Raw genomic sequence first — 14,063 nt, forward strand, 5'->3', positions numbered from 1 at the left:
CCGCGGCGGAAGCCGATCTTGGTCACACTGCTCTCGAACAGATGGCTCGCATCCAGCGCCACCAGATCTGAATCCAGGCGCTCATCCACCGCCATCTTGGCCACAATACCGATGCCCAGCCCGAGGCGAACATAGGTCTTGATCACATCCGCATCCGCCGCGGTGAACACCACCTTCGGTGCCAGCCCCCGGTTCATAAAGGCTTCATCCAGCTTCGAGCGGCCGGTGAATCCAAACACATAGGTCACGATGGGATACTTGGCGACCGCTTCTAGGGTCAGCGGCTCAACCTGTGCCAGCGGATGCTCGCGCGGCACCACAATGCAGCGGTTCCAGCGGTAGCATGGCATCATCACCAGATCACTGAACAGCTCCATGGCTTCGGTGGCGATGGCAAAATCCACCGTGCCATCGGCGGCCATTTCGGAGATCTGCATGGGTGTTCCCTGATGCATGTGCAGGGACACATCGGGATACTGCTGAATGAAGGACTGAATGACCGGCGGCAAGGCATAGCGCGCCTGGGTGTGAGTAGTGGCAATGGACAGACTGCCCTTGCGCTCGTTGCTGAACTCCTGCGCCACCTGCTTGATGCTGTCGACCTTGCGCAGAATCTCACCGGCGGTTTTCAGAATCGCCTCACCGGCGGGGGTAATGCGGGTCAGGTGTTTGCCGCTGCGGGAGAAGATCTCCACACCCAGCTCGTCTTCCAGCAGGCGTATCTGCTTGCTGATACCCGGCTGAGAGGTGTACAGGCTCTGGGCGGTCGCGGACACATTCAGGTCGTGGTGCGCCACTTCCCAGATATAACGCAGTTGTTGCAGCTTCATAATGTCCTCCGATCGTCCTTCGGACAGTCCCGTGCGCCCCGACACGAAAGACCGTTGAACCCACCCGTCGACTCGAGCACCCAGAGCGCGGTGTTAACAAAAGGACGGTGTTATAAAAATTGCGGTAATTATTCTTTTGTAGAATAGAGCCTCAGAAGCCAAATTGCCAGCCTCTGATCAAAAAATAACCCTCTGCTATAACTTTAGACTATATAGACTCCCGCTGCCGCCTGCAATTGTGCGGCCGACCCGACACTCAACCCTTGGCCTGATTGGCCACGCCATGGGGGACATGGCCACTGGCAACGTGTTCGCTGGCCGACTCGATGTGCTGTTGCTGATCATCAAAGAAGACATCAGCACCGTAGGCTTTGAGGAACTCCCCTTTCGGCAGTCCGCCAAGAAACAGGGACTCATCAATACGCACATTCCAGGCGCGCAGGGTGCGGATGACCCGTTCGTGGGCGGGCGCCGAACGGGCCGTCACCAGGGCCGTGCGGATCGGACAGCGGCTCTCGGTGAACTCGCTCTGTAACCCCTGCAGTGCGGACAGGAACGCCTTGAACGGTCCACCACTCAAGGGGGTTTTAGCAGAGGCTTTCTCGCTCTCGGCGAAGGCACTCAGGCCCTGGCTTTTGAACACCTGCTCCGCCTCATCGGAAAACAGCACCGCATCGCCGTCAAAGGCAAAACGCAGCTCCTCTTCTTGCTCGGACTTGTTCTTGGCGGCGACCAGGGTCGCGGCCGCCACGCCCTGGTTGAGCGCCTGACGCACGTCTTCGCCATCGGTGGAGAGGAACAGGTGGCAGCCGAACGCGGAGATATAGCGGTACGGACTGCTGCCACTGCAGAACGCAGCCCGGGTGATATTGAGACCGTAATGCTCAATGGAGTTGAACACCCGCAGACCGGTATCGGCGCTGTTGCGGGACAGCAGAATCACTTCGACCCGGGGGTCGCCTTCGAGGCTTTCGTTCAGGTGGAGCAGCTTTTGTACCATGGGAAAGGCATCGCCCGGTTTCAGAGGTTCGTCCTCTCGCTCGATCTGATAGTTGGCATAAGCTTCCAGGCCTTCGTTGATGAACACCTGGTGACTCTCATCCAGGTCGAACAGCGCGCGGGACGAAATGGCGATAACCAGTTTGGTGCCGAAGCCTTTGGGCATGTGTTGGGGTCCTGATGGTTGATGATGTTCGAGTTGGGTTGCGGCGGATGCGGGTCATACCGCTGCGCTCGGCCCCTACGCGGACTGCCGTGGTTTCCGTAGGGCGGATAAGCGAAGCGCATCCGCCGTTACCCAACGTAAAGATGCAGCGCGCATCCGCCGCAACCCAATCCGCTTTACGGAATAATAACACTGGCCCCGGTGGTCTGCCGGTTTGCCAGCTCGCGATGCGCCCGAGGCACCTCGTCCAGGCGGTAGGTCTGATTGATATCCACCGTGACCGCACCGGACAGCACCGCCTCAAACCAGAGCCCGGCCAGAGTCTCCAACTCCTCCCGCGTGGTTGCGTAATGCCCCAGCGTGGGTCGGGTGATAAAAAGAGAACCTTTCTGAGCCAGCAGCAAGGGACTGAACTCCGGCACGGCGCCGGAGGCGTTGCCAAAGCTCACCATCAGCCCGCGCCGGGCCAGGCAATCCAGAGAGACATCAAAGGTATCCTTGCCCACCGAGTCATACACCACCGGCACGCCCTTGCCGTCTGTCAGGGCCATAACCCGATCCACCACAGATTCCTCACGGTAACGAATTACCTCCGCACAACCCCGCGCCAGCGCCAGCTTCGCTTTAGCATCAGAACCGACGGTACCAATAACACGTGCCCCCATATGCGATGCCCACTGACAGGCCAGCAGCCCGACACCACCAGCGGCGGCGTGCCACAGCAGGGTTTCCCCGGCTTGAACGGGATGGGTCTGGTGTAACAGATAGGCCGCGGTCAGGCCCTTGAGCAAGGTGGCGGCGGCAACCTCATACTCGACGCCATCCGGCAAGGCCAATAGCCGATCCGCCGCGACGACGTGGGAGTCCGCATAGGCCCCGGGCGGGCCGCTGCAATAGGCCACCCGATCGCCCTTCTTCCAGCCATGGACGTCCGGACCCAGAGCCTCGATCACCCCGGCGGCCTCCAGCCCCAGCCCCGTCGGCAAGTCCAGGGGATACAGGCCCGTGCGGTGGTATATGTCGATAAAGTTCAGGCCGATGGCCTTGTGGCGTACCCTCACCTGCCCCGCACGCGGTTCGGGCACGGGCGTGTGCTCCAGACTCAGGGCGTTTTCATCACCGGGCTGGTGAACCCGGTAGGCACGATGTTCAGTCACTCGTCATCTCCTCGACCTTTGCGATCACTGGGCAGAGAGCCCATGGGTCCCATCGCCGGTGCCTTACCTTCGGCGAGCTCCTCCATAGAATACCCCAGATAGTCCGCATGCAGGGCGCGGGTCAATGAGTAAGCCATGAACACCAGTAGCACACAGAACGGGAAACCCAGCGCAGTAATCACATTCTGGAGCGCCTGCAGTCCGCCCCCCAGCAACAGCGTTGCGGCAACCAACCCCAGGAGCAGGGTCCAGAACACCCGCTGAGCGGTGCGCGAAGGTTGGCTGTCCTTGCGCGACAGCAGGTCCACCACCAGTGCCGCCGAATCGGCGGAGGTGGTCAGAAATACCACAATCACAATCACCGCCAGGGTCGAGATCAGGGTGGCGATCGGAAACTGCTCGAGGAAACTGAAAAGCGCCACGGACACATCCGCCTGCACCTGCCCGGCGATGTCCGTGCCGTGATTCAGATCCAGATCGATGGCGGCCATGCCGAACACGGAAAACCAGACAATGGTAAACAGCAACGGCGCCCCCAGTGCGCCCGCCACAAACTGGCGGATGGTGCGGCCCTTGGAGATCCGGGCGATAAAAATGCCCACGTAGGGTGCCCAGGAGATCGTCCAGGCAAAATAGAACACCGTCCACTGCCGCTGCCAGTTGCCCTCGTTGTAGGCTTCGGTCCAGAAAGCCAGCCAGGGCAGATTGTGCAGGTAGGCACCGATGTTCTGAACGGTACCGGAAACAATAAACAGGGTCGGCCCCGCCACCGCGACGAACAGCAGAATGATCAGGGCTACGACGATGTTGAACTCGGACAACCGCTTGATGCCCCGGTCGAGCCCCAGGGCCACGGACACGGAGGCCACCAGGGTAATGGCAGCCACAATGGCCATTTCCGCGGCCTGCCCTTTGGGCAGGCCGAACAGATAATTCATCCCGGTATTGAGCTGTAGCGTCCCCAGCCCGACCGACACCGCGACCCCAAACAGCGTGCCGAGCAACGCGACAATATCAATGGCCCAGCCGAGCGGGCCGTAGATGCGATCCCCCAGCACCGAGTAGAACACGCTGCTGATGCGCATGGGTAACCCCTGACGATAGGTGAAATACCCGATCGCCAAAGCCGGCAGTGTGAAAATGGTCCAGGTATGCAGCCCGTAATGGTAAAGGGAGATATTCATCGCCAGGCGAGCGGCGTCTTTGGTGCCGCCTTCCACACCTTCAAGCGGCGGGTTGGCGAAGTGGGACATCGGCTCAGCCACGCCCCAGAACATCAGAATGGTACCGATACCGGCCGCGAATAACATGCAGAACCAGGTCAACGTATCGTACTCGGGCCCCTCCCCGTCCGGCCCCAATCGGATCCGGCCATAGCGACTGCTGGCCACCCAGATCAGAAACAACAGCAACCCGCTGACGCTGAGGACGTAGAACCAACCAAAGTTGGTGAAGGTAAAACCGCCCAGCATGTCAAAAAAGCGGGCAAAGGGTTCATTGAAGGGAATCGCGAAGCCGACAAACAGAACGATAATGCCGACGGAGATAAAGAAGATTTGCGGAATCGCACTCAAGTTCAGGCGTTGTGCGAGTTTGTCGAACATCGGAAACTCCTCGGTGGCCTGCTATTGTTTATTGGTTGTGTCGTTTTAATGTATGGCGACGGTGGATGCGGAAGGTTAGGTAACGGCGGATGCGCTTCGCTTATCCGCCCTACGCAAGCTTATGGTGTTTATCGGGGCTTGGTTATGGCGGATGCGGCCTTCGGCCTTATCCGCCCTACGGATAGCTCATCAACCCGCGTAGGGCGGATAAGCGAAGCGCATCCGCCGTAACGAGAATCTACGACTCCTCTTCCCGAATCCCCAACAATTCCTTGAATGCGGGCATGTCGTGCAACGGGAACAACGCCGGGTCCTGCATCAGGGATTCCCGATAACTTTCCGCCCGGCTCAGTGCTTCGCCCAGGAAGTGCACGCCGTCTTCGTAGTGACCCAATGCGGTATGAGCACAGGCGAGCTGATAGAACGCATGGGCATTGTCCGAATCGATCGACAGCGCCTGCTGACACAGATTCACTGCCCACTGGGGTTCGCCCAACTCGAGCACCACATCCGCCTTGTAGGTCAGCGCCTCACAATCCTCGGGCTTCACGGCCAGAATCTGGTCGTAGATGGCGATTTTATTCGCCGGCGTGTGCTCAAGATTGGCGCGCAGCCAGAGTGAATGAATTTCCTGGGTGCGCTCAATCTCCTCGCGGTTAGCATCAATATGCCGGGTTTTCTGGGTCAGCTGTTTCTCGATACCCCGCAGACGCACCTCATAGGCGTTGACCAGCTTGCCCACTTCCTCGTCCGCCAGGCTACTCATTTTTTCTTTCATATCGCGAATGGAGTTCCAGCCCAGCAACACCAGAATCGAACTCACCGCCGCGATCAGATAGAAAAAGTAAGTGACCGTGTTGGTTGCATAGGTCACGCCCCGGTCAATGGACTCGATCTCCCGGTCCACCACCTGCTGAATCAGCTCGGCGCGCTGGTTGGACAGATCGATCCGCAACTGCTTCAGCTCATCGAGCATATAGCGCTCAATGAAGGGGCTGTACATCGGTTCTTCCAGCTTCTCGATTTCTTCGGCCACACGCTGACGTGCCTCGCCATCGGCGTCGCTCTGGGCGAACACCGATACCGAGGCACACAGTAGAAAGAGCGCGGCCAGCCTGATCAGGCTGCGCATATGGCGTCCCCATGGTCGTGGACTTCCACCAGGGCCTTGTGCAGGCTCTTAACGGCTTGATCGTAGTCGTCCTCGTCCACGATAAACTGCATATCCACCTGACGGATCGACTGGTGAATGGCCAGCACACTGATGTTGGCGCTGGACAGTGCCGTTGCCGACTTGGCCAGCATACCGGACACCTTCATATCACTGCCAATGGCGGACACGACCGCCACCTTGCGCACATCCACTTCCGCATCCGGGTACTTCTCTTCCAGCATATTGCGAATACGGTTGACGGTTTTCAGGTTACCGGCAACGTAATGGACAATGGTGTTGGCGTTGATGTCCTTGCTGACCACATGCGCCTTGAAGCGCGAAATCTGATGCAGAATACCGGAATCATACTTCTCGATATTGCCCATCATGTCCTGGTCGAACACCTCAATCGCGTACACACCTTTGCGACCGGCAATGATTTCCGCACAGGGTTTTTCACTGACGTAATCGCCGGTGATCAGGGTGCCGTCGTGATCCGGATCGAAGGTGTTTTTCACCCGCAGTGCGATGCCGTTCTGGCGCAGGCCCTTGGCGGCGCGGGGGTGAATGGCTTCCATCCCCAAATTCGCGAGCTGATCGGCCACATCGTAGTTGGTGCGACCGATGGGCACCACTTTATCCGCGCCGACAAGGCGCGGATCGGCACTGCTCAGGTGGAACTCCTTATGAATGATCGCCTCGTGGGCTCCGGTCAGCACCGCGATACGGCTGAACGTCATCTCGCTGTAGCCACGGTCAAAGCTGGCCATCAGGCCTTCTTTACAGTGAGTGTAGCCCGTGACAATGGGCAGCTCTTTGGCAAAATCGATGCCCGCAAAGGACTGTTTGATCATGTCATCCAGCGCCAGTGCACCATCCGCTTTCCAGCCGGAGAGATCGACAAACCGGGCGTTGACGCCATCACGCTGGAGCAACTTGGCCATATTCCAGGCACTGTGGGCTTCGCCAATACTGGCCAACATTTCACGCACGGTGAACAGGTGCGCGTCCAGCTCAAAGTGGCCGTGCTGACACAGGCGCTGCAGATCGGTCAGGCAGCGTTCGGCATCGTCCAGGCGTTCCTTGATATAGGCATCGGCTTCTTTGCGAAGGTCGGTATCGCCAAAATACTGCTTGTTCAGTTCCAGCACGCGCTTGCGCACCTTGTCAAAGGCTTCCATCCAGGGGTCATCGTCATTGGTGCTGGCAAACAGGCCATAGACGCCGGGCTGGCCGTTTTTCTTGTTCTCCAACAGCAGGTCGGTCAGGCCGCCGTAGGCGGAGACCACAAAAATCCGATGGTAGAGGTCCTCGTCTTTCCCGTTTTTCATAACCACATTGTCGCGTACGGCATCGTACTCACTCATTGACGTGCCGCCGATTTTTTCGACTGTGTGTGACATAAGTCCTCCATTCTGAAGCATTGTGCCGATTACCGGGGTGCCGCCCCGCTAACCCGCCTGTTCGATACCTCTACTCATCTCGAGGCACCTTATGGCCGACAGGTCGGCCGGTGTCAGTTTCTATCGGACCGTGTCCGACCAATCAGTGACGACTGGTCTGGAACGGTCCGATGACCAGCAGGTGTTCATCATCGTGCTCGCCACCGAAGTGGGTGTTGCGCTCAAAAAACACTTCGCTGTTCAGCTCAGTATCCAGGTCCCGGGCCAGGCTGCGGAACAGCGCCCAGGACGCCTCGTTGTCCGGAGTGATCGTGGTTTCGATGTAGCGCACCTCCGCGCAGGCTTCACGGCCCAGCAGATGTTTGAGCATCCGTTTGGCCAGACCTTTACCGCGCGCAGCCTCGGCAATCACCACCTGCCAGACAAACAGGGTGTCCGGTTTGTTGGGTTCTACGTAACCGGACACGAAACCGACCAGTTGCTCGCCATCGAATACGGCCACGGCGGTATCGGCGAAGTGAGAGCACTGGAGCAGATTGCAGTAAATGGAATTGGGGTCAAGGGGCGGGCTGGCAGCCACCAGCTGATTCAGGAGGTAGCCGACCTCAGCGGTGGGCTTGCGAAAATCCAGATTGTCACTGGGTGTGTCGGTCATGGTCTGCTCCTTCCCGTTTATAACAACAATATAGGGGTATGATCCCAAACCCGCAAAAAATCAAGGTTTGCCCCGACAATTCGAATGAATTGAAATAGTTAGAGAACTAAATAAAAATCTATAGTACACTAAGCTAAATGATCAGTCCACCCGAACCCATGCAGCCCTTCGGAGACACGCGCATGACCAAAGACGAATCCCACCTGCCTCAGGGCCTGGCTTCCCGCGCCGAACGCAACATGACGGCGCTCAAGTCCATGAGCACCTCGGACAAGATCGAAGAGGTATTGGTTTCGCTGCGTCGGGTCATCCGGGCGACCGACCTGCATTCGAAGAAGCTGGTGAAAACCGCCAGCGTCACGGGGCCACAGTTATTGCTCCTGCAGATCGTTCATGCCAAGGGCGACATGACCATCAGCGAGCTGGCCCGGGATATGAGCCTGAGCCAGGCCACCGTCACCACCATTCTGGACCGTCTGCAGAAGCGGGAGCTGATCGAACGCATCCGCTCGGAAACCGACAAGCGCAAGGTCTACCCCCGTTTGACCGACCACGGCCGAAAAATCCTGGCCTCCGCGCCCACGGCGCTGCAGGACAACTTTGTGGAACGGTTTAGGGAACTGGATGAATGGGAACAGAGCATGATCATCGCCGCCCTGCAGCGCGTGGCGGAAATGATGGACGCCAAAGACATTGATGCCTCGCCCTTCCTGGACGTGGGCGCTCTGGATCGCGCTATCCCTACCCTATAGCTCCCCAGAATCTCAGTAGTCAGTAGGTCGGATTAGCGCGCAGCGCGTAATCCGACACCCCGGTGCGCGAGGCAACCACTTGTCGGATTACGCGCTGCGCGCTAATCCGACCTACGGGTGGCGATACCGTTAATCAATGGTTCCATCCCTCACCGAATTCCGCGCATGGATAAACATCGAATGCGACACATAAATTAAATCCGCCACTTTGCGAATCAGTGCCTCCTCGTATTTATCCAGCTCACCGTCGGCATAGGCCACTTCCCACATCGCCTTGACCAACTCATACTTCTCGTCATCGCTACAGGTCTGATTGATCTGATAGGTGAACTGGTGCAGCGAGGTGGCGTCGTCCTGTTCGGATCGGGCCATTTCGCTCAGTTCATCCAACTGTGCGGGATCGAGGTTGTACTTGCGGTGCAGAATGTTGCGGAGGGTGGCCAGCTCGGTGTCATCGAGCAGGCGATCGGCGGTGCCGACTTCGATCAGAAGGGCGGCGACCGCCAATTGCTTCTGCTCGGAAGACAACGCGGGCGCGTTGTCCTCCGGCTGAAGGTGCTTTTCAATAAACTGCGAAATTTTATTAAGCACGTGACTTCAACAGGTCTTCCAGCTTGACCTGGTCGGCGGCAAAGTTGCGAATGCCTTCGGCCAGTTTTTCGGTCGCCATGGGATCTTCGTTCAGAGCGAAACGGAAGCTGGACTCGTCGTTGCTGGGCTTGGCAATCTTTTCGCCGGTGTTTTCCGGAGACAGTTTGCGTTCCAGAGTACCAGTGTCGTTGCTCAGCTCTTCCAGCAGCTGCGGGCTGATGGTCAGACGGTCACAGCCGGCCAGCGCTTCGATTTCGCCAATGTTGCGGAAGCTCGCGCCCATCACAACGGTCTTGTAGCCGTGCTGCTTGTAGAAGTTGTAGATGTGACGCACGGACAGAACGCCGGGATCTTCTTCTGAAGCGTATTCGCTCTTGCCGGTGTCTTTCTTGTACCAGTCCAGAATACGGCCCACGAAGGGGGAGATCAGGTAAACGCCGGCTTCCGCGCAGGCGGCGGCCTGGGCGAAGTTGAACAGCAGGGTCAGGTTACAGTTGATGCCTTCTTTCTGCAGAACTTCGGCGGCACGGATGCCTTCCCAGGTGGAGGCCAGTTTGATCAGAACGCGGGACTTGTCCACGCCGCTTTTCTCGTACAGGTCGATCAGGTGGTGGGCTTTCTCGATACTGGCTTTGGTATCAAACGACAAGCGGGCGTCCACTTCGGTGGAGATCTTACCCGGAATCAGCTTCAGTACTTCACAACCCACGGCCACCGCCAGGTGGTCGCAGGCGTAGCTGATCTGCTCAGCTTCGGTGCCGCCCTCTTTCTTGCCTGCGGCAATGGACGCATCCACCAGCTCGGCGTATTCGGGGATCTGGGCGGCCTTGAGCAGCAGTGAGGGGTTGGTGGTCGCATCTTGCGGCTGATATTTTTCGATGGCAGAGATGTCACCGGTATCCGCGACCACATCGGTCATTTTCTTCAGCTGTTCGAGTTTCGTAGTCACTGTTATCCCGTCCTATATTTAACGTGTTGAGTGAATGGTTGGCGGCCAGCGGCCGGCCATCTTGGGTGCCGGGCCTGTCTGTGGCCGATTGTGTTCGATCTGTGTCCTTATTGTATTACAAATTGCTTCCCGCTTGTAGTTTTGGCTTTTGCTCTCCAGATTGGCGCTCTTTTTACGGCGGATGCGCTTCGCTCCGAGGCGTCGGACCGATCCGCCCTACGCCATCGGCCGTGCTGCCGCGCTACCCGTAGGGCGGATAAGCGAAGCGGATCCGCCGTAACACAACTCACCGGTACGGCATGAAATGGCATCTACACAGCCATTATATCAGGCTCGACGCGGGCTCTGGCCGCATCGAGTACTTCCAGTCCTGCACCGGGCTTGAACGCCCGCTCGCTGATGATGCGGCGAAATTGCCTGCCGCCGGGCTGGCCCTGGTACAGGCCCAAAATATGTCGGGTCATATACTTCAGGGACACGCCTTGGGCCAGCTCAGTTCCCATATAGTCCCGGAAGGCGTCCAGCACCTCGGCGCGGGTCGGGACCGGTCGGGTGGCGCCAAACAGCTGCTGATCGACCCTCGCCAGAAGGTAGGGATTGGTGTAAATCTCCCGACCGATCATGACCCCATCGAGGTCTTCCAGCAGGGTTTCCGCCTGCTCCAGGGTATTGATGCCGCCGTTGATGATGATTTCAAGGTCCGGATACTCCCGCTTGAGCTGCCGCACCCGGTCGTAATCCAGCGGCGGAACGGTACGATTTTCTTTGGGACTCAGGCCTTTCAGCCAGGCCTTGCGGGCGTGCACGATGAAGGTGCGGCAGCCCGTCTCGGCAATGGTGCCCACAAACTGTGACAGCCCCTCATAGGCGTCCATATCGTCCACCCCGATACGGTGCTTGACGGTCACCGGGATGGATACGGCCTGTTGCATGGCGTCGATGCATTCGGCCACCAGCGTCGGTTCGGTCATCAGGCAGGCGCCGATTTTGTTGTTCTGTACCCGGTCGCTCGGGCAGCCGCAGTTGAGGTTCACCTCGTCATAGCCCCAGTCTTCCGCCATGCGGGCACACTCGGCCAGCTCCGTCGGGTTGCTGCCGCCCAGTTGCAGGGCGAGGGGGTGTTCCACGGCGTTGTAATCCAGGTGCCGGGCCCGGTCGCCGTGAATCAGCGCGCCGGTGGTGACCATTTCGGTGTAGAGGAGGGTTTCACGGCTGAGCAGCCGCCAGAACGTCCGACAGTGCCTGTCTGACCAATCCATCATCGGGGCGGCGCAGAAGCGCCGGCTGACCGGGGCTGGTGTCGCGTTAGGCCGGTGGTTCTGAGTCATGAGTTCCCGGGGAGTAAAAAAGTGAATTATATCACTCTTTTACCGACGACGAAAAATCGACCCGGCGGGAAAACCCCGGGTGAGTTGTGTAAACTAGGCGTTTTTTCTGAACAGTAAGGGATGAGCTTTTATGAAGTTTCGACTCACAGCACTGGCGGCCGGTCTGGCGGCATTGAACGCGGCGCCGACTCTGGCCCAGGATGAAAAAGCAGCGAAGGTGTGGAAGGCGACCGCCGAGCTGGGCATGATTGTGACTTCCGGTAATACTGAGACCACCACATTTCAGGGCAAAATGGACGCCACCCAGGACCTGGAAATGTGGAAAAACCAGTACGTGATCAGCGCGCTGTTCAAGGAAGATGAAATCACCCAGGCGGATGGGACCAAGGAAACCGAGAAAACCGCCGAGAAAATTTCCGGCTCGGTGAAGAGTGCCTACAAGCTGGATAAAGACAACGCGAATCTGTTCATCTTCGGTTCTCACACCGACGACAAGTTCGGTGCCTACACCAAGTACAGCACGCTCGCCGTCGGTTATGGTGATCGCCTGTTTGAAACGGACACCATGCAACTCGACGTGGAAATCGGTCCGGGTTATTTCTGGGCCGAGCAGGAACTGGATGACGGCACCACCGTCGACGAAGAAGGCGCCATTATCCGTGCGGCGGCTCAATACGACTGGCAGGTCACCGAAAGCGCCGACTTCCGTCAGACTCTGGCGGTTGAATCCGGTCAGGACAACACTCGTACTACCTCTGATACCTCGCTGAGTGCCCGAATCAACGGCTCCATGCAGATGAAGGTCGGTTTTACGGTTCAGTCGGACTCCGACGTGACCGAGGGTAAGGAAAAGACGGACACCACCACCTACGTTACCCTCGTGTACAAGTTCTGATTCGTCTCAGCGATCCCGATCCTCGGGGTCGCACACCCGGCGGGCAATGCCATAGCTGGGGCGCTCGGTGCAGCGTTCCAGCCAGCGGTGTACCGCCGGGAACTCCTTCAGTTTCAGATGCTTTCCCGCCTGATAGAAGGTGTCCAGGCAGTCCACCCAGGGCGCAATGGCCATATCGGCAATACTGAAACTCTCCCCCAGCAGGTAATTCCGGTTATCCAGGTGATGCTCCAGCACGCCCAGCAGGCGTCGTGTTTCATTGCTGTAACGCTGCACCGGGTAGGGGTGATCGCATTTGTCCCGGGCATAGACGAAAAAGTGCCCAAACTGGCCAAACATGGGGCCAATGTGGCCCATCTGGAAAAACAGCCATTGCAGGCAGGCGCTTTTACCATCCGGGTCCAGGGGCATAAAGGTGCCGGTTTTCTCGGCCAGATACACCAGTATCGCGGCGGACTCCATCAGGCTGATCGGGCGCCCATCCGGGCCGTCCGGGTCATACAGCGCGGGAATCTTGCCGTTTGGGTTGATCCACAGGAACTCCGGCGTGTGCTGATCCCCCTCCAGAATGTTCACTGTGTGGGGCTCGTAGGGCAGGTGCATCTCCTCCAGCGCCTGGGCCACCTTGATCCCGTTCGGCGTGTTCATGGAGTAGAGCTGGATCAACTCCGGCTCCCGCGGTGGCCAGCGACGGAAAATGGGCGGCTGGGACATGTCGGAATCTCCTGTGTCACGCGCTCTGGGCAGCCTGGTGGGTGTAAACCTGTGCAAAGAGGGCTTGGATTAACAGCATAAGGCCCCATATGAATTTAAGAAAGCACATTTGCCCCACTCGTGCGAATGGAAACCCCGGTGCCCGCTGGCGCCCCGGGCCGCGATGGCCTAATCTCTAAAGCAGTGATGGATTCATTTTTCAGTAAACCGTGAGGCAGTTATGGCAGATTCCTATCGGTCCGTCGACACCCTGAAGGTGGGCGGCAAAGACTATCGTTATTATCCCTTCACGGAAGTCGAAAAACGCTTCCCGGTCGACAAGCTTCCCTATTCCCTCAAGATCCTGCTCGAAAACCTGTTGCGCCACTCCGACTCGGGGCTGGTCAGCGAGGCGGATATCGAAGCGCTTGCCCAGTGGGATCCTAAAGCCCAGCCCTCGCAGGAGATCGCCTTCGTACCGGCCCGGGTGGTGCTGCAGGACTTTACCGGGGTGCCGGCCATTGTGGACCTGGCCGCCATGCGCGATGCGGTCAAAAGCCTGGGTGGCAAGCCCGAGCAGATCAATCCCCTGTCGCCGGTCGAGCTGGTGATCGACCACTCGGTGATGGTGGATTTCTTCGGTGGTGAAGACTCGTTCAAGAAAAACACCGCGCTGGAGGTGGAGCGCAACCGCGAGCGCTATCAGTTCCTGCGCTGGGGCCAGAAGGCCTTCGACAACTTCAAAGTGGTGCCGCCGGGCACCGGTATTGTCCACCAAGTCAACCTGGAGTATCTGGCCCGCGGTGTGTTCACCCGCGAGCGCGATGGTCAGCTGGAAGCCTATCCGGACTCCCTCGTGGGCACTGACTCCCACACCACCATGATCAA

General features: G+C 58.4%; 13 protein-coding genes and 1 pseudogene. 3 read left to right on the forward strand and 11 right to left on the reverse strand.

The features are described 5' to 3' along the window. The 7 genes and pseudogenes from cysB to ectA all read right to left on the reverse strand — a co-directional run. A pseudogene (gene cysB, locus B3187_RS00010) lies at nucleotides 1–830 on the reverse strand (HTH-type transcriptional regulator CysB); the annotation flags it as partial. 256 nt (nucleotides 831–1,086) lie between these two features. Beyond that, on the reverse strand, nucleotides 1,087–1,995 hold the full coding sequence (locus B3187_RS00015; RefSeq protein WP_024460124.1) for a 5'-nucleotidase: 909 nt from the start codon (nucleotides 1,993–1,995) through the stop codon (nucleotides 1,087–1,089). 176 nt (nucleotides 1,996–2,171) lie between these two features. Next, entirely contained in the window at nucleotides 2,172–3,152 is a 981-nt protein-coding gene (locus B3187_RS00020) for a quinone oxidoreductase family protein (protein WP_123637338.1), read from the reverse strand. Continuing rightward, entirely contained in the window at nucleotides 3,149–4,756 is a 1,608-nt protein-coding gene (locus B3187_RS00025; protein ID WP_286804103.1) for a BCCT family transporter, read from the reverse strand. Before B3187_RS00025 ends, B3187_RS00020 begins: the two co-directional genes overlap by 4 nt. A gap of 238 nt (nucleotides 4,757–4,994) precedes the next feature. Beyond that, the gene (locus B3187_RS00030) at nucleotides 4,995–5,888 is read right to left on the reverse strand and encodes a tetratricopeptide repeat protein (protein ID WP_123637336.1); all 894 of its coding nucleotides are present in this window, start codon (nucleotides 5,886–5,888) and stop codon (nucleotides 4,995–4,997) included. Next, entirely contained in the window at nucleotides 5,876–7,312 is a 1,437-nt protein-coding gene (locus B3187_RS00035) for an aspartate kinase (RefSeq protein ID WP_024460120.1), read from the reverse strand. Before B3187_RS00035 ends, B3187_RS00030 begins: the two co-directional genes overlap by 13 nt. A 142-nt stretch (nucleotides 7,313–7,454) precedes the next feature. Then, complete coding sequence (gene ectA / locus B3187_RS00040; protein ID WP_024460119.1) at nucleotides 7,455–7,967, reverse strand: diaminobutyrate acetyltransferase; 513 nt, start codon at nucleotides 7,965–7,967, stop codon at nucleotides 7,455–7,457. A gap of 257 nt (nucleotides 7,968–8,224) precedes the next feature. On the opposite strand from ectA, the gene B3187_RS00045 reads away from it, so the two are divergent. Next, nucleotides 8,225–8,719 carry a MarR family winged helix-turn-helix transcriptional regulator gene (locus tag B3187_RS00045; protein ID WP_202960771.1) on the forward strand — a complete coding sequence of 165 codons (495 nt, stop codon included), beginning with the start codon at nucleotides 8,225–8,227 and terminating at the stop codon, nucleotides 8,717–8,719. A 129-nt stretch (nucleotides 8,720–8,848) separates the two neighbouring features. Here B3187_RS00045 and B3187_RS00050 read toward each other — a convergent pair whose 3' ends face one another. The 3 genes from B3187_RS00050 to dusA form a co-directional block, all read right to left on the reverse strand. Then, nucleotides 8,849–9,310 (reverse strand): TerB family tellurite resistance protein, encoded by a 462-nt coding sequence (locus tag B3187_RS00050; protein ID WP_123637005.1) that lies wholly within the window; start codon nucleotides 9,308–9,310, stop codon nucleotides 8,849–8,851. Beyond that, entirely contained in the window at nucleotides 9,303–10,259 is a 957-nt protein-coding gene (gene tal, locus B3187_RS00055) for a transaldolase (RefSeq protein ID WP_024459728.1), read from the reverse strand. Before tal ends, B3187_RS00050 begins: the two co-directional genes overlap by 8 nt. A gap of 311 nt (nucleotides 10,260–10,570) precedes the next feature. Further along, nucleotides 10,571–11,587, reverse strand: coding sequence for a tRNA dihydrouridine(20/20a) synthase DusA (gene dusA / locus B3187_RS00060; RefSeq protein WP_123637006.1), 1,017 nt, complete (start codon nucleotides 11,585–11,587; stop codon nucleotides 10,571–10,573). A 130-nt stretch (nucleotides 11,588–11,717) separates the two neighbouring features. Here dusA and B3187_RS00065 point away from each other — a divergent pair, with 130 nt between their 5' ends. Then, nucleotides 11,718–12,482 carry a DUF481 domain-containing protein gene (locus B3187_RS00065; RefSeq protein ID WP_123637007.1) on the forward strand — a complete coding sequence of 255 codons (765 nt, stop codon included), beginning with the start codon at nucleotides 11,718–11,720 and terminating at the stop codon, nucleotides 12,480–12,482. 6 nt (nucleotides 12,483–12,488) lie between these two features. On the opposite strand, the gene B3187_RS00070 is transcribed toward B3187_RS00065, so the two are convergent. Beyond that, on the reverse strand, nucleotides 12,489–13,196 hold the full coding sequence (locus B3187_RS00070) for a glutathione binding-like protein (RefSeq protein WP_123637008.1): 708 nt from the start codon (nucleotides 13,194–13,196) through the stop codon (nucleotides 12,489–12,491). A gap of 220 nt (nucleotides 13,197–13,416) precedes the next feature. Between B3187_RS00070 and B3187_RS00075 the strand changes: the two genes are divergently transcribed. Further along, on the forward strand, nucleotides 13,417–14,063 hold a 647-nt coding region (locus B3187_RS00075; RefSeq protein ID WP_286804104.1), incomplete at its 3' end, for an aconitase family protein.

The organism is Marinimicrobium sp. UBA4209 (assembly GCF_002381585.1).
GTDB classification, from domain to species: domain Bacteria; phylum Pseudomonadota; class Gammaproteobacteria; order Pseudomonadales; family Cellvibrionaceae; genus Marinimicrobium; species Marinimicrobium koreense.

Excerpts from the sequence above, each read along its gene's own strand:
- ectA (WP_024460119.1), bottom strand. The coding sequence starts at position 7,967 with ATGACCGACACACCCAGTGACAATCTGGATTTTCGCAAGCCCACCGCT.
- dusA (WP_123637006.1), bottom strand. The coding sequence starts at position 11,587 with ATGACTCAGAACCACCGGCCTAACGCGACACCAGCCCCGGTCAGCCGG.
- B3187_RS00030 (WP_123637336.1), bottom strand. The coding sequence starts at position 5,888 with ATGCGCAGCCTGATCAGGCTGGCCGCGCTCTTTCTACTGTGTGCCTCG.
- B3187_RS00035 (WP_024460120.1), bottom strand. The coding sequence starts at position 7,312 with ATGTCACACACAGTCGAAAAAATCGGCGGCACGTCAATGAGTGAGTAC.
- B3187_RS00065 (WP_123637007.1), top strand. The coding sequence starts at position 11,718 with ATGAAGTTTCGACTCACAGCACTGGCGGCCGGTCTGGCGGCATTGAAC.
- B3187_RS00015 (WP_024460124.1), bottom strand. The coding sequence starts at position 1,995 with ATGCCCAAAGGCTTCGGCACCAAACTGGTTATCGCCATTTCGTCCCGC.
- B3187_RS00070 (WP_123637008.1), bottom strand. The coding sequence starts at position 13,196 with ATGTCCCAGCCGCCCATTTTCCGTCGCTGGCCACCGCGGGAGCCGGAG.
- B3187_RS00045 (WP_202960771.1), top strand. The coding sequence starts at position 8,225 with ATGAGCACCTCGGACAAGATCGAAGAGGTATTGGTTTCGCTGCGTCGG.
- B3187_RS00025 (WP_286804103.1), bottom strand. The coding sequence starts at position 4,756 with ATGTTCGACAAACTCGCACAACGCCTGAACTTGAGTGCGATTCCGCAA.